Annotated in this window: 25 protein-coding genes and 1 pseudogene; 14 read left to right on the plus strand and 12 right to left on the minus strand. The window is 71.6% G+C overall.

What is annotated here, in order from left to right; translation table 11 throughout:
* Positions 1–120: 120 nt before the first annotated feature.
* Positions 121–1,008, plus strand: a pseudogene (locus G567_RS33210) (IS5 family transposase); the annotation flags it as partial.
* On the opposite strand, the gene G567_RS35175 reads toward G567_RS33210, so the two are convergent.
* Together G567_RS35175 and G567_RS32065 are read right to left on the minus strand one after the other, a co-directional pair.
* Positions 960–1,712 carry a hypothetical protein gene (locus G567_RS35175; RefSeq protein WP_211223919.1) on the minus strand — a complete coding sequence of 251 codons (753 nt, stop codon included), beginning with the start codon at positions 1,710–1,712 and terminating at the stop codon, positions 960–962. The pseudogene G567_RS33210 and the gene G567_RS35175 sit on opposite strands and share 49 nt — an antisense overlap.
* Positions 1,713–2,247: 535 nt before the next feature.
* Positions 2,248–2,589 (minus strand): universal stress protein, encoded by a 342-nt coding sequence (locus tag G567_RS32065; RefSeq protein WP_051232913.1) that lies wholly within the window; start codon positions 2,587–2,589, stop codon positions 2,248–2,250.
* Positions 2,590–3,286: 697 nt separating this feature from the next.
* Between G567_RS32065 and G567_RS34210 the strand changes: the two genes are divergently transcribed.
* The gene (locus G567_RS34210; RefSeq protein WP_147201252.1) at positions 3,287–3,718 is read left to right on the plus strand and encodes a hypothetical protein; all 432 of its coding nucleotides are present in this window, start codon (positions 3,287–3,289) and stop codon (positions 3,716–3,718) included.
* A gap of 108 nt (positions 3,719–3,826) precedes the next feature.
* Here G567_RS34210 and G567_RS28535 read toward each other — a convergent pair whose 3' ends face one another.
* From G567_RS28535 to pdhA, 4 genes are all read right to left on the minus strand, one after another.
* Positions 3,827–5,290, minus strand: a complete 1,464-nt coding sequence (locus G567_RS28535) for a serine hydrolase domain-containing protein (protein ID WP_147201253.1) — start codon at positions 5,288–5,290, stop codon at positions 3,827–3,829.
* Between the two features lie 312 nt (positions 5,291–5,602).
* Positions 5,603–6,886, minus strand: coding sequence for a dihydrolipoamide acetyltransferase family protein (locus G567_RS0112850; protein ID WP_037057065.1), 1,284 nt, complete (start codon positions 6,884–6,886; stop codon positions 5,603–5,605).
* Entirely contained in the window at positions 6,871–7,857 is a 987-nt protein-coding gene (locus tag G567_RS0112855; RefSeq protein WP_028930317.1) for an alpha-ketoacid dehydrogenase subunit beta, read from the minus strand. The genes G567_RS0112850 and G567_RS0112855 overlap by 16 nt, the downstream gene beginning before the upstream one ends.
* Entirely contained in the window at positions 7,854–8,927 is a 1,074-nt protein-coding gene (pdhA, locus tag G567_RS0112860) for a pyruvate dehydrogenase (acetyl-transferring) E1 component subunit alpha (protein WP_028930318.1), read from the minus strand. The genes G567_RS0112855 and pdhA overlap by 4 nt, the downstream gene beginning before the upstream one ends.
* A 158-nt stretch (positions 8,928–9,085) precedes the next feature.
* Here pdhA and G567_RS0112865 point away from each other — a divergent pair, with 158 nt between their 5' ends.
* The gene (locus G567_RS0112865; RefSeq protein ID WP_028930319.1) at positions 9,086–9,550 is read left to right on the plus strand and encodes an Lrp/AsnC family transcriptional regulator; all 465 of its coding nucleotides are present in this window, start codon (positions 9,086–9,088) and stop codon (positions 9,548–9,550) included.
* A 31-nt stretch (positions 9,551–9,581) separates the two neighbouring features.
* Here the strand turns inward: G567_RS0112865 and G567_RS36645 are convergent, their stop codons facing one another.
* Entirely contained in the window at positions 9,582–9,716 is a 135-nt protein-coding gene (locus G567_RS36645; RefSeq protein WP_261763872.1) for a hypothetical protein, read from the minus strand.
* A gap of 191 nt (positions 9,717–9,907) precedes the next feature.
* On the opposite strand from G567_RS36645, the gene G567_RS0112875 reads away from it, so the two are divergent.
* Both G567_RS0112875 and G567_RS0112880 read left to right on the plus strand, forming a co-directional pair.
* Complete coding sequence (locus G567_RS0112875; RefSeq protein WP_028930320.1) at positions 9,908–10,141, plus strand: hypothetical protein; 234 nt, start codon at positions 9,908–9,910, stop codon at positions 10,139–10,141.
* A 72-nt stretch (positions 10,142–10,213) separates the two neighbouring features.
* Positions 10,214–12,091 carry an AAA-type ATPase lid domain-containing protein gene (locus G567_RS0112880; protein WP_028930321.1) on the plus strand — a complete coding sequence of 626 codons (1,878 nt, stop codon included), beginning with the start codon at positions 10,214–10,216 and terminating at the stop codon, positions 12,089–12,091.
* A 54-nt stretch (positions 12,092–12,145) separates the two neighbouring features.
* On the opposite strand, the gene G567_RS0112885 is transcribed toward G567_RS0112880, so the two are convergent.
* Positions 12,146–13,192: an alcohol dehydrogenase catalytic domain-containing protein gene (locus G567_RS0112885; RefSeq protein ID WP_028930322.1), complete on the minus strand. Its 1,047-nt coding sequence runs from the start codon at positions 13,190–13,192 to the stop codon at positions 12,146–12,148.
* Positions 13,193–13,408: 216 nt separating this feature from the next.
* On the opposite strand from G567_RS0112885, the gene G567_RS0112890 reads away from it, so the two are divergent.
* The 5 genes from G567_RS0112890 (at position 13,409) to G567_RS0112910 (ending at position 17,780) form a co-directional block, all read left to right on the plus strand.
* Positions 13,409–14,011 (plus strand): superoxide dismutase, encoded by a 603-nt coding sequence (locus G567_RS0112890; protein ID WP_028930323.1) that lies wholly within the window; start codon positions 13,409–13,411, stop codon positions 14,009–14,011.
* Positions 14,012–14,060: 49 nt separating this feature from the next.
* A complete protein-coding gene (locus tag G567_RS0112895; RefSeq protein ID WP_037057068.1) occupies positions 14,061–14,717 on the plus strand; it encodes a TetR/AcrR family transcriptional regulator in 657 nt (218 codons plus the stop codon).
* 57 nt (positions 14,718–14,774) lie between these two features.
* Positions 14,775–15,704: an ABC transporter ATP-binding protein gene (locus tag G567_RS0112900; protein ID WP_028930325.1), complete on the plus strand. Its 930-nt coding sequence runs from the start codon at positions 14,775–14,777 to the stop codon at positions 15,702–15,704.
* Positions 15,701–17,347, plus strand: a complete 1,647-nt coding sequence (locus G567_RS0112905) for an ABC transporter permease (protein ID WP_037057070.1) — start codon at positions 15,701–15,703, stop codon at positions 17,345–17,347. The genes G567_RS0112900 and G567_RS0112905 overlap by 4 nt, the downstream gene beginning before the upstream one ends.
* A 67-nt stretch (positions 17,348–17,414) precedes the next feature.
* Complete coding sequence (locus G567_RS0112910) at positions 17,415–17,780, plus strand: cupin domain-containing protein (protein WP_028930327.1); 366 nt, start codon at positions 17,415–17,417, stop codon at positions 17,778–17,780.
* Here the strand turns inward: G567_RS0112910 and G567_RS28540 are convergent.
* Positions 17,768–18,448: a DUF998 domain-containing protein gene (locus G567_RS28540; RefSeq protein ID WP_051232919.1), complete on the minus strand. Its 681-nt coding sequence runs from the start codon at positions 18,446–18,448 to the stop codon at positions 17,768–17,770. The two genes, G567_RS0112910 and G567_RS28540, sit on opposite strands and share 13 nt — an antisense overlap.
* Before the next feature lie 79 nt (positions 18,449–18,527).
* On the opposite strand from G567_RS28540, the gene G567_RS28545 reads away from it, so the two are divergent.
* Complete coding sequence (locus G567_RS28545) at positions 18,528–19,052, plus strand: MarR family transcriptional regulator (RefSeq protein WP_037057073.1); 525 nt, start codon at positions 18,528–18,530, stop codon at positions 19,050–19,052.
* On the opposite strand, the gene G567_RS0112925 is transcribed toward G567_RS28545, so the two are convergent.
* The 3 genes from G567_RS0112925 to G567_RS0112935 all read right to left on the minus strand — a co-directional run bounded on the left by G567_RS0112925 (position 19,004) and on the right by G567_RS0112935 (position 21,829).
* Positions 19,004–19,741: a GntR family transcriptional regulator gene (locus G567_RS0112925; RefSeq protein WP_028930328.1), complete on the minus strand. Its 738-nt coding sequence runs from the start codon at positions 19,739–19,741 to the stop codon at positions 19,004–19,006. The genes G567_RS28545 and G567_RS0112925 overlap by 49 nt on opposite strands.
* A 26-nt stretch (positions 19,742–19,767) precedes the next feature.
* The gene (gene hmgA / locus G567_RS0112930; RefSeq protein WP_028930329.1) at positions 19,768–21,090 is read right to left on the minus strand and encodes a homogentisate 1,2-dioxygenase; all 1,323 of its coding nucleotides are present in this window, start codon (positions 21,088–21,090) and stop codon (positions 19,768–19,770) included.
* Positions 21,091–21,160: 70 nt separating this feature from the next.
* The gene (locus G567_RS0112935) at positions 21,161–21,829 is read right to left on the minus strand and encodes an ArsR/SmtB family transcription factor (protein WP_028930330.1); all 669 of its coding nucleotides are present in this window, start codon (positions 21,827–21,829) and stop codon (positions 21,161–21,163) included.
* Between the two features lie 135 nt (positions 21,830–21,964).
* Between G567_RS0112935 and G567_RS0112940 the strand changes: the two genes are divergently transcribed.
* The 3 genes from G567_RS0112940 to G567_RS37345 are packed head-to-tail and all read left to right on the plus strand — an operon-like array spanning position 21,965 to position 23,119.
* The gene (locus tag G567_RS0112940) at positions 21,965–22,330 is read left to right on the plus strand and encodes a DsrE family protein (RefSeq protein ID WP_028930331.1); all 366 of its coding nucleotides are present in this window, start codon (positions 21,965–21,967) and stop codon (positions 22,328–22,330) included.
* Between the two features lie 21 nt (positions 22,331–22,351).
* On the plus strand, positions 22,352–22,948 hold the full coding sequence (locus tag G567_RS0112945) for a methyltransferase domain-containing protein (protein ID WP_028930332.1): 597 nt from the start codon (positions 22,352–22,354) through the stop codon (positions 22,946–22,948).
* Between the two features lie 36 nt (positions 22,949–22,984).
* A complete protein-coding gene (locus tag G567_RS37345) occupies positions 22,985–23,119 on the plus strand; it encodes a hypothetical protein (protein ID WP_261763873.1) in 135 nt (44 codons plus the stop codon).
* Positions 23,120–23,124: the final 5 nt, after the last annotated feature.

A 23,124-nucleotide genomic window follows, 5' to 3' on the forward strand; every position in this document is an offset into this window, starting at 1 on the left:
CTAGCGCCTGTTTAAAAAGTGGATCTTCGTCCGTCGCCTGTGCGTGTCGGTCAGCGGAGATGAGTGAGGTCTCCGGTAGATGGATCAACGACCAAGAAGACCATCACCACCGGAGACCTCGTGGGCACCGTACTCGCGGGGGCCCGTCATGACCTCACCGACGCGCAGTGGCAGCTGCTCGAGCCGCTGCTACCTGCGGTGAGTGGGCGTGGACGGCCCCGAACCGGGACCTGGCGGCAGTTGATCGACGGGATCCGGTGGCGGGTCCGGTCCGGTACACCGTGGCGGGACGTGCCCGAACGGTACGGGTCCTGGCAGTCGATCTACGGCCTGTTTCGACGCTGGCAGCGCGACGGCACCTGGGCGGCGATCCTGGCTGGTCTGCAGCAGCTCGGAGACGCGGCGGGCCTGATCTGCTGGGACGTCTCGGTGGATTCCACCCTCGTGCGGGCGCATCAGCACGCCGCCGGCGCCCGCCGGGATCCGGCCAGCCAGGTCGAGCCGCCCGGCGCCGAGCCGGTCGACCACGCGTTGGGCCGGTCTCGGGGCGGGTGGACCACCACGCTGCATCTGGCCTGTGAGCAGGGGCGTAAGCCGCTGTCGATGGTGATCACCGCCGGGCATCGGGGAGACAGCCCGCAGTTTGTGCGGGTCCTGGAACGCATCCGGGTGCGGCGGCCGGGGCGGGGTCGGCCCCGGACCCGCCCGGACCGGGTCCTGGCCGACAAGGCGTACTCATCCCGGGCCAACCGGGCCTACCTGCGCCGCCGCGGAATCCGGGCGACCATCCCGACCAAGCGCGATCAGCAGGCCCACCGGCGCAAGCGCGGATCACGCGGCGGGCGGTCGCCACGGTTCGACCCCGACATCTACCGGCAGCGTCACGCCGTCGAAGCCAGCATCAACCTGCACAAACAGAACCGGGCAGTCGCCACCCGCTACGAAAAGCTGGCCCTGCGCTACGAAGCCACCACCCACATCGCAGGGATCAACATCTGGCTCCGCCGATTAGTAAACACGCGCGACCGGCCCGAGTGGCCGGCCTCGCCGAGGGCGTCGAGTGCCTCCTCGCACACCCGGGTCGCAACCGCGTTGACGGTGTGCTCGGCGAGCGCCGGCTCCAGGACGAGCCCGGCCTCGGCCATGAGCTCGGCGCTTCCGGCGGCGCGCGCGGCGGCCACCGCCCCGGTCGCGGCGGCGGCGCTGCCGGGCAGGTCGCCGGCGAGGTAGGCGGCTCGGCCGAGTGCGAGTAACACCCGGCAGCGGTCCGCCTCGGACATCGGCGCGGGGAAGCCGAGCGCGGCACGGTACAGCCGGACGCCTTCCTCGTGGGCGAGGTGACGCACGGCGTGCTCGGCCGCGCGGAGGGCCCAGGTCCGGGCGGTCTCCGCCGCCCCGTAGGGCGCGAGCCACGCCCAGTGCCGGGTGAGGTCGGCGAGGTGCTCACCGAGATCGTCGGCGAACAGGGTCTCGATCGCCTCGGCGACGGCCCGGTGCAGCGCCACCCGGTCGACAGTGGTGAGCGAGGCCTCCACCGCGTCCCGGGTGAGCACGTGGACGAACCGGTGATCACCCCCGTCGCCGACCCGTTCCACCAGCCCGTGCCCGATCGCCTCGTCGGCGAGCGGCAGGCACCGGGCCAGGGGCACGTCGAGCGTCGCCGCGACCAGGACCAGCGGGAAGTCCCACCCGACGATCGCCGCCGCCTGCACCAACCGGCGGCATCCGGTTCAGCCGCCCGGCGACGACGTCGAGCACGCTGCGCGGCGGCCGTTCCGGGCGCCAGCTCCCGTCCGCCATCGCGCGGGCAACCTCACGGACGAACAGCGGGTTGCCCTCGGTGATCTGAAGGATGGTGTCCGCCGGCGCGTCCACGTCCATTCTCGCCAGCTGCTCGCGCACCTCGGCCAGGTCGAAACGGCGCAGGTCGAGCCGCTCCACCGCCGGAGACCGGAGCAGGTCGGGGAACACGCGCGGCAGGACGTTGTCGGGCTCCCCGTCGCGGTAGGTGACGACGAGGAGCAGCGGAAGGGTGTGGACCTGGTCGGTGACGTGGCGCAGGACCAGCAGCGTCGGCTCGTCGGCCCGGTGGACGTCGTCGAGGACGACGAGCAGGCCGTCTGTCGCCTCGGCCGCGCCCCGCAGGGCCTCGGTCACGTCGTCGAACAGCCGGAACCGATCCTCAGGTGACCCGGCCCGGCCGGCGAGCACCGACTACACGCGGTGGCCGCGCGGACGGGTCGGAGGTCAGCCCCGGATCACGGTCCGGACCGGTCCGGCTCGGGCACGAGGACGACGGGGCAGCGCGTCGGCCAGCCATGTGCGGGCCGCGTCCTCGAACTCGGGGGCCGGAAGCGGCGCGGTGTCGGCGAACTGGACCGGTTGGTGCCACACGGCGACCGCGTGCACGGTCGCGCCGACGTCCCGGGCGTAGCGGACCGCCCAGTGCAGCGCCGCTCGCGCCTCGGCCGACCCGTCGATCCCGACGACCACACCCGGCCCTGCCGCCTCGTCGGCGGCCGGGCCGGGTTCGCCCGGCGCGCCGAGCTTGTGGGGTTGGATGTTGTCCGGGACGTCGCGCAGGTCCAACGGACCCGGCGCCCCGTCTGCTCCGGGTCGAGGTAGGGCTCGGACATATCGCCCGGATACCCGGTGACGGCACGGAGTACCCGGCCATGCGGTTCGACGGCATCGGTCAGCTCAGGCATCAGCGCCCGGTGCGGGCAGTTGCCCGTCCGCACGGTCAACCCGCCGAGCCCGCTTGTCGCCCTGCGGCATGCCGGGAAGGCTGGACGGCATCCAGCCGGACGTCGGTGCGGAGGTGGCCGTGGATCAGGAGCTCGGGAGCGGGCATGAGCACACCAGCCGAGCGTGGGCACCGCCGGTGGATGCCGTCAGTGGGGAGAATGTCCTCGATGACGCGGTTCGCGTGGGTCAGGAGTCGTTGGGCGGCCGGTTACTCGCCGGCTACGCCCTCGGCAGCCTCGCACACGGTGGCTTCAGTCCATCGGTCAGCGATGTCGATCTGGCGCTGGTCCTCGCCGACCCGCTTCAGTCGTCTGACCCCGAGTCGCTGCGCGGGGTCGCCGAGAAGGTCCGCTCGATGGGATCTTCCCTGCACTCACGTGTATCGATCTTCTGGGGGACACCGGCGTCCCTCAGCGGCCGTAGCGCGGGTGGACGATTCCCACCGCTTGATCGGCTGTGTCTGCTCGAGCACGGGCGACTGCTCACCGGTGACGATGCGCGGCACGGCCTGCCCCGGCCCGACCGTGGGGATCTCCTCGTGACCGGCGCACGGTTCGCCCTCGACGCTCTCGCAGAAGACGTCGTGGCCAAGGCCGACCGACCGGACCTGCTGGTCGCCGCAGGCGTACGTTGGACAACCAAGATCGTGCTGTTCCCGGTTCGCTTTCTGTTCACCGCGGAAACCGGCCGCGAAGGAACCAACGACGCGGCGGCCGGTCACTATCTTGCACAGGCACAGGCACAGGCACAGGCACAGGCACAGGCACCCGGAGCCGAGCTCGTCGCCGCCGCCCTCGGGTGGCGAGCGAACTCGCCGAGCCGAGACGATGCGATGGCAATGCTCGGAGACGGGCTTGTGCCCCTCTACGTGCACTACCTCACCGATCACATCCGGCGCCTGGAGGCATGCGGCAACTCCGAGTTGGCTCGGGCCTTCCGCGAATGGCGCTCGCGGCTTCTCCTCGCCTGAATCGTTGTGCTCACCACGGCGGCCACGTTCCCGGCCGCCGGGAGCGGCGCCCGGGACGACAGGAGAGGAACGTCCCGGACGCCACCAGCTGATGGCCGCTCCCTGCGATCAGCCGTTGGGCCGCTGCTCGACCCCGATCACACCCGGGATCGTGCGGGGAACGTCGGTGATCCACCTGGTGCCGTCGTTCGGGTCGTTCTCGCAGCCCGTGATCGTGCAGCCCTCGGGCGCCTGGTCACCGACGGCGAGGTAGGAACCGGGGGCGGCGTCGACCGGATAAATGATCGTCTCCGGGTCGAGGGCCAGGTCCGGCGAGCCGGTCCACGGACCGTCCGGATTCGCGATCGAGTCGCGGACGTCGTCGGGCATATCGGTCACAGCGCTCATCAGGGTCCGGAAGAAGTTGTAGTAGCCCTCCTTCACCGCGGCGCCGGCCAGCGGGTCGGCGTCGAGGTTCGGGGTGTTCTCCAGCGTGTCCGGCGGGACCTCACCGCTGCGGGTGACGACCATGTCCAGGCTCGGGATCACGAAGGTGTGCTGGCCGTGCAGACCGAAGCTGAAGTACATGTCCGACGGAGCCGAGGCGATCCACGGCTGGGCCGGTGCGATCACCCTCCGGGCGAACAGCGAGGCGTTCACCTGCATGTCGTCGCCCGAGCAGGAGTTCACCCACGTCAGGAAGCCGTAACCGCAGTTGGCCTCGGTGCCGGTGTGCAGCTCCCTCATGTATGACGGATCGATGATCTCCACACCGTCGTAGGTGCCGTCATTGCGCATCAGCTCGCCGAGCCGGCCGAACTCCAGCGGCCGCAGGAACAGCTTGGAGTAGCCGAGGGTGTTGCCCGAGCGGTCGCGCTGCCACCAGTAGGCCGACTGCGGGATGCCCAGCTTGTTGAAGAACTCGCGCTGCGCCCACTCCTGGTAGTCCAGGCCGGGTTCGGCCTTCCAGATCGCGTGCTGGACCACGTAGTTCAGCACCGACGGCGTCGTCTGGTCGTACTCGAAGTACTCGCCGGGCTCGTGCTCGATCGTCATCGACATCGCCTCGCGCGCACGGGAGATGTCGGTGAACAGGTTCAACCCACGCGCCCAGTTCATCTGGACGCCGGTCGTCATGTTCAGTACGTTGCGCACCGTGATCGCGCGGTGCGCCTCGTCACCGAGCCCCTCGGGCAGGTAGTCACCGATCGGGGCGTCGACGTCGATCAGGCCCTGCTTCTCGGCGACGCCCGCGATGAGCGCGGAGACGGTCTTGGTCTGGCTCCAGTTCAACCGCGGCACCCGCTCCAGAGCGGGGTCGAGGCCGCTCTCGCCGACGAGGCAGCCGTGCCGGAAGACCTTGACGGTCTCCGAACCCTGAGCGGCCCAGTAGTCGATGGCCTCCTTGACCTTCGCCGGGTCCAGGCCGACCGCCTCCGGTGAGGACTCCTCGTACTCCCCGGTGCGCGTCATCGCGCAGTCGGTGGCGTCCCCGCTCGCGATGATGGCGCCGGCGACGGGGAGTTCCGGCAGGCTGGGCAGGTCCGGGGCGGCGAAGGCGACGCCGCCGGCCAGCCCTCCCACGGTGATCACGGCCGCGACGGCAGCCGCGGCGATGCGACCAGATGCTCGCACTCTTCCTCCGTATGTCCTTGATGCGTCACGCACTCAGATAGACCAAACGGAGCACTACGGCGAGAGATGCGCGCATTACCCACCGGCGGGGGTAGGAGGACGACTGAGCACCGACAGGTCGACAGGCACTTCCCGACCAGCGGCACGGACGGCGTTGATCCGCGTTGGGGAACATCGGCGCCGTGGGTGGCGCTGACGTCCCTCAACGGACGATCACTCGGGCTTCTCGCGGTGGAGCCTCGTGATCGCGCCCACCGCAGCGCGCAACCGCTAGAGATCCGCGAGCGCCGGCAGCGGGTTCTCGATCGCGTCGGCGACGAACCTGAGGAACCCTCCCGCGGTGCCGCCGTCGCAGACCCGATGGTCGAAGACGAGCGAGAGCTGCGTGATCTGCCGCGGGACGATCCGCCCGTCGACGACCCAGGGCCGGGGGTGGATCCGCCCGATCCCGAGGATCGCGACCTCGGGGTGGTTGATGATCGCGGCGCTGCCGTCGACGCCGAGGATGCCGTAGTTGTTGAGCGTGAACGAGCTGCCGGAGAGTTCGGTCGCCGTAGCGGTGCCCTTGCGGGCCGCGGCGGTGAGCCTGCGGATCTCGGCGTCGAGGTCCCGGATGCTGCGGCGGTGCGCGTCGCGGACGGCCGGGACGACGAGGCCGCGGTCGGTCTGGGCGGCGATGCCGAGGTGGACGCCGTCGAGATGCTGGATCTCCTCGCGGTCGGGGTCGACGCGGGCGTTGAGCTCGGGGAACCGGACCAGCCCGGCGAGGACGAACCGCGCGACCAGGGCGAGCAGCCCGGGCGGGCGCCCGCCGATGTGCATCCCGGTGCGCAGGTCGAGCAGCGCGGTGGCGTCGACATCGACCCAGGTCGTGGCCTCGGGAATCTCCCGGCGGCTGCGGGTGAGCGTCTGGGTGACGGCCCGTCGCAGGCCGCGCAGCGGCATCCGGGTGCGGATCGGCAGCCCGGTGCGCGGGTCGGTCCCGGCAACCCCGGCGGGCTCCGGCCGGGTGGGCGCGGAGGCGGCGCGTTCGACGTCGTCACGGGTGATCAGACCGTCGGGTCCGGTGCCGACGAGTGCGGCGAGGTCGATGCCGCGCCGGCGGGCGAGCCGGCGCACGATCGGAGATGTCACCCTGGGCCGTTCGGCTCCGGGGCTACTCGACAAAGCGGGCGGTGCGGCGGCGGGCCGCCGCCTGCGACGGCCGGTCGTGCCGTGCTCGCCCGACGTGCCGTATCCGATCAGGACGTTCCCCGAGCCCGCGCGCTCCTCCTCAACATAGGTCGCGGCGGCCGCGTCGCCGGCCGGGTCGATCGAGATCAACGGTGCCCCGACGGGGATCGTCTCCCCCTCGGCGCCGTGCAGTTCGGCGACCACGCCGGCGAACGGGGACGGCACCTCGACCGTGGCCTTGGCCGTTTCCACCTCGGCGACGGGCGCGTCGACCGCCACCGTGTCGCCGATCGCGACCCGCCACGTCACGAGCTCGGCCTCGGTGAGGCCCTCGCCGAGATCGGGCAGGGTGAACACCCGGCGGCTCACGACGCGTCCCACTGCAGCTCGTCGACGGTGGCGAGGACGCGGTCGACGCCCGGCAGATGGTGGCGTTCGAGCTTCGGCGGTGGATAGGGGATGTCGAAGCCGGTGACGCGGCGGACCGGCGCCTCCAGATGGTGGAAGCAGCGCTCGGTCACCCGCGCGACGATCTCGGACGCGACGGAGGCGAACCCCGGGGCCTCGGCGACGACCACGGCGCGGCCGGTGGCGCGGACCGTGGCCGCGACCGTCTCGTCGTCGAAGGGCACGATCGAGCGGATGTCCACGACGCCGAGGTCGCGGCCCTCGTCCGCCGCCTGCTCCGCGGCGGCGAGGGCGACCGACACGCTGGGGCCGTAGGCGATCAGCGTCGCGTCGCGGCCCGCGCGGCGCACCACGGCACGCCCGACGGGCGGCACCGGAGCGGTGACGTCGACCTCCTCCTTGGTGAAGTAGTGCTTCTTCGGTTCGAGGAAGATCACCGGATCGGGGCTGTGGATGGCGGCGCGCAGCAGGCCGTGGGCGTCGGCGCCGGTCGCGGGGACGAGCACGGTGAGCCCGGGCGTATGGGCGTAGTAGGCCTCGGACGAGTCGCAGTGGTGTTCGACCCCGCCGATCCCGCCCGCATACGGGATCCGGATGACCATCGGCAGCCGCACCCGGCCGCGGGTGCGGCTGGCCATCTTCGCGACGTGGCTGGTGATCTGCTCGAAGGCCGGATAGGCGAAGGCGTCGAACTGCATCTCGACCACCGGACGCATCCCGTTCATCGCCATGCCCACGGCCATGCCGACGATGCCCGACTCGGCGAGCGGGGTGTCGAAGCAGCGCTGCTCTCCGAAGGTGGCGGCGAGCCCGTCGGTGACCCGGAAGACCCCGCCGAGGGCGCCGACGTCCTCGCCGAACACGACCACGGACTCGTCGGCGGCCATCGCCTCGCGCAGCGCGGTGTTGATCGCCTGCGCCATCGTCATCGTCACCCCACTCATCGCGCGGCCTCCTCGGTGAGCTCGGCGCGCAGCAGCGCCTCCTGCTCGGCGAGCTGCGCCGTCGGCCGGGCGTAGACGTGGGCGAACAGTTCGGCCGGATCGACGACGTCCTCGGCCGAGACGCCGTGGCGGACGTGCGCGGCCATCTCGTCCGCCGCGGCGGCGAACTCGGCCTCGCGCGCGTCGTCGAGCACCCCCTCGGCGATCAGGTAGGTGCGCAGGCGGGCGAGGGGGTCGCGCGGCAGCCACCGCGCCACCTCGTCCTCGGTGCGGTAACGCGCGGGATCGTCGGCGTTGGTGTGCGCGGCGACGCGGTAGGTGTCGGCCTCGACCAGGGTGGGGCCATCCCCGTCCCGGGCGCGGCGAACCGCGTCCGACAGGGTCACCGACAGCGCGGCGAGATCATTGCCGTCGACGAGAACCGCGGGCATCCCGTACCCGGCGCCCTTCGCCGCGAGCGACGGCGCCACCGACTGGCGCGCCAGCGGCACCGAGATCGCGTACTTGTTGTTCTGCACCAGGAACACCACCGGCGCGGCGAAGACCGCGGCGAAGTTGCACGCCTCGTGGAAGTCGCCCTCGCTGGTGGCACCGTCCCCGCACAGCGCCATCACGACGGTGTCCTCTCCCCGCAGCCGGGCCGCGTGCCCGACGCCGACCGCGTGCAGCAGCTGCGTGGCGAGCGGGGTGGCCTGCGGGGCGACCCGGTGCGCAGTCGGGTCGTAGCCGCAGTGCCAGTCGCCGCGCAGCAGCACGAGCGCCTCCACCGGGTCCACTCCGCGGGCGGCGACCGCCGCGGTGTCCCGGTAGGTCGGGAACAACCAGTCGTCCTCGCGCAGCACCGACACGGCGGCGACCTGGCAGGCCTCCTGGCCGTGCGAGGACGGGTACACCGCGAGCCTGCCCTGCCGGACCAGCGCGCCGGCCTGCTCGTTCAGCCGCCGGGCCAGCACCATCGCGCGGTAGCCGGCGAGCAGCTCGGCGGTCGGGGGCAGGACGGCGGGGTCGGCGGCGTGGCCGTGCTCGTCGACCAGCTGGACGACGCCGTCGACGGCGAGTGATGTGCTCATGGAACCTCCCGGCGGCGAGACCCTGGCCCAGGATGCTGGTCCCTCATCGAGCACACCGTCTACTCTCAACGTCCAACCGAAGACGTTCGGCTCTACACAGCCCACCGCCCTGGACGATCCGCCGACCGGCGCGCAACACCGGCGGAGCCCGCAGACGAATGGCAGCCCCGAGGGAGGCAGGCGTGGCGGACGAGCTCGACACGGTCGACCGGCGAATCCTGGCCGAGCTGCAGGCCGACGGCCGGCTGTCGATGCGGGCGCTCGCAGAACGGGTGCGCATCTCCCGCGCGAACGCCTACGCCCGGGTGGAGCGGCTCACCCGGAACGGAGTGATCACCGGGTTCCGCGCCGTCGTCGATCCGGTCCGGACCGGGCTCACCACCTCCGCATACGTGTCGCTGTCGGTGCGGCAGCACTCGTGGCGCGACCTGCAGGCCCGGCTACGGGCGATCCCCGAGGTGCGGCACATGGCCCTGGTCGGCGGGGAGTTCGACGTCATCCTGCTCGTCCGCGCCGCCGACAACGCGGCCCTGCGCCGCGTGGTCCTCGAGCAACTTCAGGCGATCCCCGGCGTCCTCGCCACCCGCACGTTCCTGATCTTCGAGGACGCCGAGAACCCCTGAGGGCCGCTCGCCGCGACGATCGGCGGGTCACTCAGGCGCCAGACGCCCCGGCCGGGCCCGCGGGCAGGAAGTCGGGCAGCGAGCGGTCGCGGGTTTCGGTTCCCAGCACCGCCACGGCCGCGGCCGCCAGCAGGAACGCGACGGCATACAGCGCGAGCGGGAGCACCAGCGTGGTGGTCAGCAGCGCCCCACCGACGATCGGCGCGAGAACCCCGCTGGTCAGCAGCAGGCCGGTACCCGCGACGCCCAGCCCGCATGGATGATCGTGCCGACGTGCTCGCCCTCGCGGGCCCGGGTGTCAGCCGCCGCGCAGCGGGTACCCGGGAGGACCCCCATCGAGAGGAGTGCGAGGCAGCGATGGCAACGACGAGCGAGACCGGTCAGATCACCGGCACCGCCGACAAGGACTACAACCTGATCTGGTTCCTCGAGGCATGCCTGTCCAACGCCCTGCGCCTGGAGACCTACATCCAGGACGCGGAGCGCGACGGCGACAGCGAGCTGGCGGAGTTCTTCCGCCGCGCCCAGGGCGAGAGCCGTAAGGGCGCCGACCAGGCCAAGCAGATGCTGACGGGGCGGCTGTCCGGCTGACGTCCCTGACCCGGCGCCGCGCAGGTCGGCCGAACACATGCGCGGCGCCGGCCGCCGCCTAGGCTGGCGGACATGACGTGGCTGGCCGTCGAAGTGGATGCCGCCCGCCGGTGCTTCCTCACCGCGGGCCAGGGTCTGTTCGTCGGCGACGCCGTGCGCGCCGAGGTCGCCGCCTCGTGGGAACGATCGCGGCGCCACGATGTGGACCCTGATCGGATCGCGGCCCGCTTCGTCGGCCACCAGCACGACGTCCCGGCGTCGGTCAGATGCGCCGACGCCGTGTTCGAGGAGTTCGCCGCCCTGCACCGCGGTGCCGGCTGCTCGCTCGTCCTGCTGGACGCCTCCGGAATCGTGCGGGCCCGTCGCGACTGTGACGCCACGTTCGCCCGGCTGCTCGACGGGCTGCTGCTGGTACCCGGCTACGGCTATGCCGAGCGGGTGGTCGGCACCACTGCGGCGTCGATCACGCTGCACGAGCAGCGGGATGTCGCGATCAGGGGAGCCGAGCACTACCACTCGCAGCTGACCTGTCTCAGCGCCGCGGCCGCACTCGTTTCGGACCCGGTGGATCACACGGTCTGCGGGGTCATCGCCGTGGTGTGCCACGACACCGAGCACAGCGCCCTGCAGCTCCCGCTGGCCCGCATGCTGGCCGACCGGCTCACCGAGCGGATGGCGGGCGATCCGCACCGCAGGACGCAGGCGATGCTGCAGACCCTCGAGCGCCAGCGCCACGACGGCGGCTGGATGATGGCCACCGACGGGGACTACGTGCTGAGCAACGGCATGGCCCGCAGGCTCGCCGCCGAGGACCAGCGCGTGCTCGGCGATCTCGTGCTCGCCGGCCTTGTGCTGCAGGACTTCTCCGCCAAACACGTGGACCTGCCCTCGGCCGGGTGCGGGGATGTCGTGATCGAGCCGGTTCATCTCGACGGAGAGGTGGCCGGCGCCGTTCTGCGGGGCGGCCGGGCCGATTCCCGGCAGACGGTGCAGCAACCGGAGGCGGTGCGCCGTCAGGGCTCGCACGTGGCGCCGCTGGCTCGCCGGGACTATGCGAAGGACCTGCACGCGGACTCGGCGCGACACGACCATGCCGCGGCTCGGATCAGGGCCAACCAGGAGTTGCTCTCGCCGTACCTGCGCGCGCAACAGGGCGTGGTCGCGAGCATCCGGCAGGGACGCCACCACCTGCTGATCGGAGAACCGGGGGTGGGCAAGCGGACGCTGCTGATGAGCACGTTCCGGACGGCGTTCCCGTCGGGCCGCGTGGTGACCGTGGACTGCGCGTCGGTCGCGAACGGGCCGGAAGGCACCGCGATCGCCGACGGCGGGCTGCGGCTGCCCGACGCCGACGACGGCCGCCCGCAACTGGTCGTGCTACACGGGCTGAACGCGCTCAGCCCGGTGAGCGCCCGCAGGCTCGACGAGGTGTTGCGGCCACTGCTGTCGTTGCCGATCCCACCGCTGGTGGCCGGCTGCCTCGACACTCCCGCGGTCGACGCCACCCGCCCCTACGGGCTGCTTCTGCGGCATTTCCACGAGGTCACCCGGGTACCCGCACTGCGGCACCGGATCGACGAGATCAGTGAGATCGCGTTGACGATCATGCGCCGGCTGTCCGGGCGGCGTTCGCTGCGGCTGAGCCTGCAGGTGATCCGTGTGCTGGAAGGCTACGCCTGGCCGGGCAACATCAGCGAGCTCGAGGACGTCCTTCGCTACGTCGTGGCCCGCAAGCCGATGGGCGAGATACAGCCGCCGGACCTGCCGCAACTGTGTTTCCAGGGCCGGGCCCGGCGGCTGTCGATGCTGGAGACCGCGCAGTGCGACGCGATCATCCAGGCGCTCTACGAGGCGAAGGGCAACCGCTACAAGGCCGCGGCGATGCTGGGCATCGCCCGCTCGTCGCTGTACCGGAAGATCGACGCCTTCGGGATCAGCTATATCGCGTGAGCAGGCGGGGACGGGCGGGATCGGGGGTTCACCCGTCCGCCGCCAGGTCAGGGGTCAGCTCGGAGTGATGATGACCTTCAGCGCGGAGTTCGCCGCGGCGTTCTTGAACACGTCGTAGGCCTCGTCCATCTGGTCGAACGTGAACGAGTGCGTGCCCATCTTCTCGGCCGGGATCCGCCCGCTGCCCACCATCTTGAGCAGGGTCGGGATCGAGACGGTGTCCACCAGGCCCATCGCCAGTGTCACGTTCTGGATCCACATGTCCTGCATGGGCAATTCCACCGGGGTGCCGTGCACGCCGACGTTGGCGATCGTCCCGCCCGGGCGGACCAGCGAGGCCGCGGTCAGCAGCGTCTCCGGGTAGCCGACCGCCTCGATCGAGACGTCGACGCCGAGGCCGTCCGTGAGCGCGATGACGTCGGCGACGGTGCTCGGGCCGACCTCGACGGCGTCGGTGGCGCCGAACTCCAGCGCCTTCTCGAGACGGAACTTGTTCGAGTCGATCGCGATGACCTTCGAGGCCCCCCACAATCCGGTCGTCAGGATCGCGGCGAGACCGACCGCACCCGACCCCACGACGGCCACCGTGTCACCGGGGCGCACGTTCCCGGCCAGCACCCCGACCTCGTAGCCGGTGGGCAGCGAGTCCGCGAGGAAGATCGCCTGCTCGTTGGTCACCGACTCGGGCACCGAGTACAGCGAGGTGTCCGCGTACGGTACCCGGACGAGTTCGGCCTGCGTCCCGTCGATCAGGTGGCCGAAGATCCAGCCGATACCGCCGACCGTCTGACAGTGCGACGGCATCCCGCGCTGGCAGTACTCACATCGGCCGCATTTGGTGATCGCCGGGACCAGTACCCGGTCCCCGACGTCGAACCCCTTCACCGCGTCGCCGATCTCGGTGATGGTGCCCACCGCCTCGTGGCCGAGGATGCGCCCTTCGGTCACCGCGGCGACGTCGCCCTGCAGGATGTGCAGGTCGGTGCCGCAGATGGTCGTCGTGTCCACCCGTACTACCACGTCGGTCGGGTCCTGGATCGTCGCGTCGGGAACGTCCTCCCAGGCCTTCTTGCCCGGACCGTGGTAGACCAGTGCCTTCATCGAAACCTCCTGGGTGAGCTGTACGGCGACCGACGCTAGTGGCGGCCCACGGCCCCCGCTGTTTCAAAATCGGACCATCGCCGCCCACCCGCGGCCCGGCGCGCGATCGACTGACCCGGATCCGGGACACAGGCCCGAGGCGGCTCCCCGGCAACTCCCGCAAGAGGTAAGTTATTGCAAGTATCTTGCATCAGAGTCGAAAGCTGGAGGGATTCCGTGACCGAGTACACGCTGCCCGATCTGCCCTACGACTACGGCGGGCTCGCCCCGCACATCGCACCCGAGATCATGGAACTGCACCACTCCAAGCACCACCAGGCCTACGTCAACGGCGCCAACGGTGCACTCGCCAAGCTCGCCGAGGCCCGCGCCGCCGGCAACTTCGACGCGATCGTCGGGCTGGAGAAGGCCCTCGCCTTCAACCTGGGCGGACATGTCAACCACACGATCTTCTGGACGAACATGTCGCCGGACGGCGGCGACAAGCCCACCGGGGACCTGGCCGCCGCGATCGACGACACCTTCGGCTCCTTCGAGGCGTTCCAGGCGCATTTCACCGCCGTCGCCACGACGATCCAAGGGTCCGGCTGGGCGATGCTGACCTGGGACACCCTCGGCGGGCGGCTGCTCGTCCACCAGGTCTACGACCACCAGTCCAACCTGCCGGCCGGGCAGACCCCGCTGGCGCTGCTGGACATGTGGGAGCACGCGTTCTACCTGCAGTACAAGAACGTGAAGCCGGACTACGTCAAGGCCTGGTGGAACGTCGTCAACTGGGCCGACGCTCAGGCCCGCTTCGCCGCCGCATCCCACCCCTGACCGTCGATAGCCGTTGACGGCAATTGAACACACGTTTAAACTCCTGAACGTGGGTTCAGTACGGGCATCAGTGGCCGCGGCGGACCTGACCACGCGCGCGCGAATCCGCGACGCCGCGATCCACCGTTTCGGCGCGGACGGTTTCGCGGCGTCGGTCCGGTCCATCGCCACGCAGGCCGGGGTGAGCCCCGGGCTGGTGATCCACCACTTCGGGTCGAAGGACGCGCTGCGGGCAGCCTGCGACGAGTACGTGCTGCAGGTGATCCGCGAGTCCAAGAGCCGGGCGCTGACCCCGGGCAGCGCGTCCGATCTGCTCGCCCAGCTCGCCGACGTGGAGGAGTACACCCCGCTCGTCGCGTACATGGTGCAGGGCATGCTCGCCGGTGGCGATCTGGCGGTCGCCTTCCTCGACCAGATGATCGCCGACGCCGAGGGCTACCTGGCCACCGGCGTCGAGGCCGGCACGGTCCGTCCCAGCCGCGACCCGGCGGCCCGGGCCCGGTACCTCGTGCTGGCGAACGTCGGCGCCCTGCTGCTGCACGTTCGCCTGCACCCGCCGGTCGACGGCGACTACGCGGCGACGATCCGCGAGCTCACGGCGCTGACGGCGGTCCCGGCGCTCGAGATCTTCACCGAGGGCCTGCTGACCGACCGCACGATGCTCGACTCCTACCTCGTGTACGTCCCGGACCCGCCGCGGCGGTGACCGTCCGCACCGTTCCCGTTCCGACGCATCCCGAGGCCAGCCATGTCCGCATCAGTCATGTCCCCATCCAGCGCTGTGCCGGCCGTCGAGGTCCGCGGCCTCACCAAGTCCTTCGGTAGCGTCCGGGCTCTCGACGGCCTGGACCTGACCGTCCCGTCGGGTCAGGTGGTCGGGTTCCTCGGCCCCAACGGCGCCGGCAAGTCCACCACCATCCGGGTCCTGCTCAGCCTGCTGCGCGCCGACGCCGGCACCGTCCGGCTGCTCGGCGGCGACCCGTGGGCCGACGCCGTGGCGCTGCACCGCCGCCTCGCCTACGTGCCCGGTGACGTCAACCTCTGGCCCAACCTCACCGGCGGCGAGGCGATCGACCTGCTCGGGCGGCTGCGCGGGGGAATGGACGCCGCCCGCAAGGCCGAGCTGCTGGGACGCTTCGAGCTGGACCCGACGAAGAAGGCCCGCACCTACTCCAAGGGCAACCAGCAGAAGGTCGCCCTGGTCGCCGCGCTCGCCGCCGACGTCGAGCTGCTCATCCTCGACGAGCCGACCTCGGGACTGGACCCGCTGATGGAGACGGTGTTCACCCAGTGCATCCGCGAGGCGAAGGCGGCGGGCCGGTCGGTGCTGCTGTCGAGCCACATCCTCGCCGAGGTCGAGAAGCTCTGCGACACGGTCACGATCATCCGCAACGGACGGACGGTGCAGTCGGGAACCCTCGCCGAGCTGCGCCATCTCACCCGCAGCACGGTCACCGCCGTCACCGTGGCCGATCCGGCGCCGCTGGCGCGGCTGGCCGGGGTGCACGATCTGCGGGTCGACGGCGAGCGGGTCACGTTCGACCTCGACAACGACCACCTCGACGACGTCATGCGCGAGCTCTCCGGGCTGGGGCTGCGCAGCCTGGTCAGCGCGCCGCCGTCGCTCGAGGAGCTGTTCATGCGGCACTACGGCGACGACCTCGCCGTCCTGGGTGGGGCCGGTGCGCGATGACGACGACCACCCTCACCCCGGTCGTACGCCCGGCGAGCGGCTCCGGCGCACTGGCCGGCACCGGCGCACTGGTCCGCTTCGCGCTGCGCCGGGACCGCCTACGGCTCGCGATCTGGATGCTCGCCGTCGGGGTGCTCCCGATCTATACGGCCTCGGCGCTGGACGCGGTCTACCCCACCGCGGCCGATCGGCAGGCCCGCGCCGCACTGATGGAGAGCCCGGCCGCCATCATGTTCAGCGGACCGGGCTTCGGCCGCAGCGAGTACACCCTCGGCGCGATGCTCGCCAACGAGATGGGCCTGACGCTGATGATCGCGGTCGCGATCATGTCGGTCCTGCTCGTAGTGCGCCACACCCGCGCCGAGGAGGAGTCCGGCCGCGCCGAGCTCGTCCGGGCCTGTGTGGTCGGGCGCCGGGCCCATCTCACCGCCGCGCTGATCCTCGCCGCGCTGGCCAACGCCGTCATCGCCGTGGTGACCACCGCCGGCCTGGCCGCGATCGGGCTGCCCGGCGTCGATGCGCTCGCCTTCGCGGTCGGGATCGGCCTGACCGGCATGGTCCTGGCCGCGGTCGCCGCAGTCACCGCGCAGATCAGCGAGCACACCCGGGCGGCGTCGGGCGCCGCGCTGGCCGTGCTCGGCGCCGTCGTCGTCGTCCGTGGTGTGGGGGACATCGCCGAACCCGGCGGAAGCCTGCTGTCCTGGTTCTCGCCGATCGCCTGGGCTCAGCAGACCCGCCCGTTCGTCGACCTGCGCTGGTGGCCCCTGCTGCTGTCGATCGCCCTGATCGCCGTCGCGGCCGGGCTCGCGCATCGGCTCGCGGAGCACCGCGATGTCGGCGCCGGTCTTCGGCCACCGCGTGGTGGAGCCGCCGACGCGTCGCCGCTGCTGTCCGGAGCCACCGCCCTCACCGCGCGGTTGCAGCGCGGCACCTTCTCCGGATGGGCGGTCGGGCTGGTGCTCACCGGGATCACCTTCGGCACCCTCACCGATGCGGTCGTCGACGCCGTCGCGGGCAACCCGCAGCTGTCCGCGTTCCTGGCCGCCGGCGCCAGCAGGGATCTGACCGACGCGTTCCTGGCCGCGATGCTGACCTATATCGCGCTCGGCAGTGCGGCCTTCGCAGTGACATCAGTGCTGCGGCTACGCGCGGAGGAGACGGCGGGCCGGGTCGAGCCACTGCTGGCCGCGTCGCTGGGCCGCGCCCGCTGGCTGGGTGGCGGACTGCTGGTGACGCTCGCGGGATCGACCCTGCTCCTGCTGGCCGGTGGCCTGGCCACCGGCATCGCGGCGGCCGTCACCCTCGGTGACGGCGGCCTCGTCGCCGTCATGACCGGCGCCGGCCTCGCCTACCTGCCCGCCGTGCTCGTGGTCGGCGGTGTGGCCGCGGCGCTGGTCGGGCTGGTGCCGCGACTGTCCGCACTCGCCTGGGTCGTCCTCGGTTACGCGCTGCTCGCCGGAATGTTCGGCGCGCTGCTGGATCTGCCGACGTGGGCGATGCGGCTCTCGCCGCTGGACTGGGTGCCGGCGCTGCCCGGGGAGTCGCTGGACGTCGCGCCGCTCGGCGGGTTGACGGTGCTCGCAGCGGCCCTGGTCGCCGCCGGCCTGGCCGGAATACGCAGGCGGGATCTGTCCACCGCCTGATGGGAGCTGCCCTGGCGGCCCTCGGACGACTAGCGTCGTGGTTCGGCTCCTATCCAGCGGAGGTCATATGCCGACGTACAACCCCGCGATGCAGAAGGCGTCGATCGACGAGATCACGCCCGAGGTACACGGCAAGATCAGCAAACGTACGGCGCAGCTCGACGGCGTCGACGTCACCCGCGTGACATTCGATGTCGGCGCGCGATGGTCGGTGGATCTCAAGGACTACGCCGGCACGGACAGCTGCGAGCTGCCGCACGTCGCGCTCGTGCTGTCCGGGACGCTGCGCGTCGTGATGGACGACGGGAGCGAGGAGGATTTCTCCGCGGGCCAGGTGATGCTGCTCCCGCCGGGCCACGATGCGTGGACCGTGGGCGACGAGCCCTGCACGTTCGTGGAGTTCTCCCGGGGCAACGACTACTACGCGGCCTGATCGGATCCGTCGCCGCGGGCCCGGCCGCAGAGGGCCGCCACCCACAGCAGGCCGGTGGCCAGCGCGATGCGTTCGCACAACCCGGACGGCGGGGCGGGCCAGATCGCCGCGTAGTCCAGGCCGGTGAGGACGGCGCCGAGCAGCCAGCTCACCGGGACGACGACCGCGACCGCGGCCGAGACCCGCGACCAGCCCGGCCGACCGGCCGCCCGCAGCCGGCGGGTGGCCGCGGCCGCGGCGGCGGTCAGCCCGGCGAACACCGCCGGCCCGGCGAGGTCGTGCACCGTCCCGTGCCAGCTCCGGACGGGCGCGGCCGCCGGCGGGTAGCCCTGGCCGGGATCGATCGGGAACGCCGCGGCGACCAGCAGCGCGGCGCCGGCGAGCGCGAGCAGCCGGGGCGCCCACGGACCGACCGCGGGCGCGCGCCGCAGGCCCGCGGCCCCGGCCAGCACCGCCAGGCCGGCCAGCGCGATCCCGGCCGCCCCCAGCCACCCGCGCTCCCCCAGCGCGAGATGGCTGATCTGGTGGCGCCACGCGTCGTATCCCGGCCGGGTGGCCCCGTCGACGATCCAGGCCAGGACCGAGACCGGCGCACCGATCGTCGCCGCCAGCAACCCGCCGCGACCGGGCTGCGTCCGTTCCCGCTCGTCCAGGATGTCGCTTCGCACGGCGTCCTCCCCCTCCCTAGAATCTCACTGACGACGGAAGTATCTTCCTTTGTCAGATACTGCGCGGGGAAGGGAATCCGTGTCAAGAGAAGCGCCGGAGCGCGTTCAGCTGCTCGCCGACATCCAGCGCGTGGTCCGGCAGGTCATCGCCCGTGGGGTGTTGTTCCACCAGGCGGTCGCCGCCCAGGTCGGGCTGGGCGCCACGGACCTGCAGTGCCTGGCGGTGCTCCAGGAGACGGGCGCCGTCACCGCGGGCGAGCTCGCGACCCGCACCGGACTGACCACCGGCGGCATCACCCGCGTCGTCGACCGGCTGGACCGGGCCGGGTTCGTCCGGCGCGAACCCGACCCGCGCGACCGGCGCCGGGTGCGCGTCGCGGCGGTGCCCGAGCGGCTCGGCGAGATCGGAGGCCGGTACGAATCGGTCGCCGCCGGATGGGCGGAGCTGCTCGCCGGCTACGACGACGAACAGCTGCGCCTGTTCCTCGAGCTGTTCACCCGCATGCGGCGGCTGTCCGACGAGCAGATCACCGCGGTCCGCGCCGACCGGATCGATCAGGCGAGATCGAGCGAGAGCGCGAAGCGGAACCGGTCGCCGCGGTAGTGGATCAGCGCGGCGTCCACGACCCGGCCATCGGTGTCGAAGGTGAGGTTGGTCGAGAGCAGGATGGGCTCATCGGGCTCGGTCCCCAGCAGATCGGCCAGATGGGGCGTCGAGCGCTGGGCTTCGAGGATGTTCTCGATCCGCCCCAGCTCCAGACCGGCCCGGTCGCGCAACACCATCGTCATCGGGGCGGAGGCAAGGTCGTCGTCGGCGATGCGCTCGGCGACGTGGAGCGGGACGAAGTTCTCCGCGTAGCTGCTCGGCTCCCCGCTCTCGTAGCGCAACCGCCGGAACACCGCGACCTCGGCGTCGTCACCGAAGGACGCAGCGAATACGGCCGGGGCCGGTCCCGTGCCGCGGCTGAGCAGCCGCGACTCCTCGCTGACCTGCTGGGCCACCACCGTGTCGGCCGTCCCGAGGAACCGCAGCGGCCGCGGTTCGTACGCCCGCGGGTTGATGAAGGTGCCCCGACGGCGGTGCCGCGAGACGAGGCCCTCAGCCTCCAGGGTGGACAGCGCCTGGCGCACCGTCGCCACACTGACGCCGTAGTAGCGGGCCAGCGCCGCCTCCGTGGGCAACCGCGTCGGCTCGCCGGTGCTGCGATGCACGATGTAGGCCCGCAGGCTCTGGCTGACCTGGTACCAGACCGGCAGCCGTCCCGAGACCGGCGACGGGAGCGGGCTGAGCATCGCGGTGATGCTCGACTCCGGAGCGGTCATCGGCGCGGGAACTGACGGCCGAGGCCGCTCCAGACGGCGTCGTAGTCCGGTTGCCGGTGTCCGGCGTCCAGGGCGCGGCGGGTCGGCACGAGCGCCCAGCGGCTCTCGAACATGAACGCCAGCGTGTCGTCGATCTTCTGCGGGGCCAGCTCGGCGGTGCTCGCCCGCGCGAATGTCTCGGCGTCGGGTCCGTGCGAGGTGAACGTGTTGTGCAGGCTCGCCCCACCCGGCACGAAACCCTCCGCCTTCGCGTCGTAGACCCCGTGCACCAGACCCATGAACTCGCTCATCACGTTGCGGTGGAACCACGGCGGCCGGAAGGTGTCCTCGCCGACCAGCCAGCGCGGCGGGAAGATCACGAAGTCGGCGTTGGCCAGCCCCGGTGTCTCGGTCGGCGAAGTGAGGACCGTGAAGATCGACGGGTCCGGGTGGTCGAAGCTGATCGTCCCGATGGTGTTGAACCGCGTCAGGTCGTACTTGTAGGGCGCGTAGTTCCCGTGCCAGGCGACGACGTCCAGCGGGGAGCGGTCGTAGTCGGCGGCCCAGAGGTTGCCGCCGAACTTCTGCACGACCTGGACCGGTGCCTCCAGGTCCTCGTAGGCCGCCTGCGGGGCAAGGAAATCGCGTTCGTTCGCCAGCCCGTTAGCCCCGATCGGGCCGCGCTCGGGCAGCCGGAACGGCGCTCCGTAGTTCTCGCAGAGGTAGCCGCGGGCGGCGGCGTCGAGCAGCTCGACGCGGAACCGGATGCCCCTGGGCACCACCGCGATCTCGGTCGGGCCGATGCCGAGGCGGCCGAACTCGGTGTGCACCAGCAGCCGACCGAGCTGCGGGACCAGCAGCAGCTCGCCGTCGGCGTCGACGAAGTAACGTTCGACCATGCTCCGGTTCGCCCGGTACAGGTGCACGCCGATGCCCGCGTGGGTCATCGTGTCGCCGTTGCCTGCGACGGTGAACAGGCCGTCGACGAAGTCGGTCGGCTCCTCGGGCAGCGGGAGCGCGCCCCAGCGCAGCCGGTTCGGCGACGGCACCGTCTCGTTGAACGGCGCCGACCGGAGCTCGCCGTTGTCGATCCGGCGGAACTCGGGGTGCGCGGCGGAGGGACGGATGCGGTAGACCCAGCTGCGCCGGTTGACCCCGCGGACCTGGGTGAACGCGCTCCCGCTGATCTGCTCGGCGTAGAGCCCCATCGGGGCCCGCTGTGGGGAGTTGCGGCCCACCGGCAGCGCCCCGGCCACCGCCTCGGTGACGTGGTGGTTGCCGAAGCCCGGCTGATACTCGAGCGTCACGTCGCTCTTCGGATCCCGCAGCACCCGGGTCATGAGACCTCCCGTTCGCTCACCGATTGATATGTTTCTTCATATCAATCGGTGAGATGGGGGGCAAGCGACGTCAGGCGGCGCCCACCGCGACCGGCAGGCCGTGGCGCTTCCACTCCGGGAAGCCGTCCTCCAGCCGCGCCGCGCGCAGGCCATGCTCACGCAGCTCGCGGACCGCCTCGTCGGCGTAGACGCAGTACGGGCCGCGGCAGTAGGCGACGATCTCGGTGTCGTCGGGCAGCGTGCGCAGCCGCCGGCGAAGCTCGGTGAGGGGCACCGATCGAGCGCCGGCGATGTGACCGGCGGCGTACTCCGCGGCCGGACGGACGTCCAGCACCAGCACCTCGCCGCGGCGCATCCGCTCGACCAGCGTCGCGCGGTCGACCGCCTCGAGCTCGCTGCGGTCCCCGAGGTAGGCCCGGGCGAGCCGGTCGAGGCCGGCGGAATGCTGCTCGGCGACCGCACGCACCGCCGCCCACAGCTCCTGCACGCGCTCGCCGGCGAGCGCGTAGTAGATGCGGGTCCCGTCGCGCCGCGTGCGCACCAGGCCGGCCCTGGCGAGCGTGCGCAGGTGGTGCGAGGTGTTGGCGACGCTCTGTCCGATCTGCTCGGCGACCTGTTCGACCGGGCGTTCGCCCTGGGCCAGCAGGTCGACGATCTCGGCCCGGCGGCCCGACCCCAGCGCCCCCGCCACCTCGGCGAATGCCGAGAACAGCGCGTCCTTCGCCGCGCGATCGCCCATTGGTCGATGCTCGCGCGCACCACCTCTTCTGTCAAGTTCATATGAATACTTGACAAGAGGCCGCTCGGAGCAGATCCTCAAGCATCTACTTGAAAAGTAGGCGGCGTGGCCGCTTCTCACCCGCCGGAGGACGGCATGAGCGACAAGGTGATCGTGAATCTCGCCACGGGCCTGGAGGACGCCGAACGCGTCACCGTCGCGTTCCTCGTCGCCACCGCTGCGGCCGAGCGTGGACAGCCGGTCCGGATCTTCCTGACGAAGGAGGCGGTGCGGCTCGGACTGAAGGACGGCATCATCGGGGTGGCCTGCGAGGGATGCCCACCGCTGCCCGGGCTGGCCGAGCGGTTCGCCACCGCACACGGGCGGCTGCTGGTGTGCCCGATCTGCTTCAACGCGCGCAGGCTGGACGACACCGCGCTGGTCGGGTACGCCGAGATCGCCGGGACCGCCCCGCTGTTCGACTGGATCGGCGGCGAGGCGGCCACCGTCTTCAGCTACTGAGCACCGAGGGAAGGCCCATCAATGCACGAGGTGCTGGTCGATGCCGACGTCCTGCGCGCGCAGGTCCGGGAGAAATACCGCGCCGTCGCGACGGAACCGGACGGCACCTACCACTTCCACACCGGACGCGGGTTGGCCGCCCGGCTCGGCTACGCCGACGCGGAGGCGCTGCCCGACGCGGCGGTGGAGTCGTTCGCCGGGGTGGGCAACCCGTTAGCGCTGCGGCCGCTGCAGCTCGGGGAGCGGGTGGTCGACATCGGCTCCGGTGCGGGCTTCGACAGTTTCATTGCGGCCGGACAGGTGGGCCCGGACGGCCGGGTGGTCGGGGTCGACATGACCGAGGAGATGCTGGTCAAGGCGCGTCGGACCGCGGAACAGCTCGGCCTCGCGCAGGTGGAGTTCCGCGTGGGCCTGGCCGAGTCTCTTCCGGTGCCCGACGGCTGGGCCAACGTCGTGATCTCCAACGGGGTGTTCAACCTGTGCCCGGACAAGGCGGCGGTGTTCGCCGAGGTCCACCGCGTGCTGCGGCCCGGTGGGTGGCTGCAGTTCGCCGATATCGCCAACGGTCGGCCGGTCCCGGTGGAGGCCATGCGCAACATCGACCTGTGGACCGGTTGAATTGCCGGCGGGCTGCCCCGTGCGGGCTGGCAGGCGATGCTCGAGCAGAGCGGGTTCACCGACGTTCGGATCGGACCGGCGTGGGATACCTTCGGCGGTGCCCTCGGCGAAGGCAACGCCCGTGCCTTCGAGGTCTTCGGCTACCCCTTCCTCGCCCGCAGACGGAGGTGACGCTG

It is taken from the genome of Pseudonocardia asaccharolytica DSM 44247 = NBRC 16224 (genome assembly GCF_000423625.1).
GTDB lineage: Bacteria > Actinomycetota > Actinomycetes > Mycobacteriales > Pseudonocardiaceae > Pseudonocardia > Pseudonocardia asaccharolytica.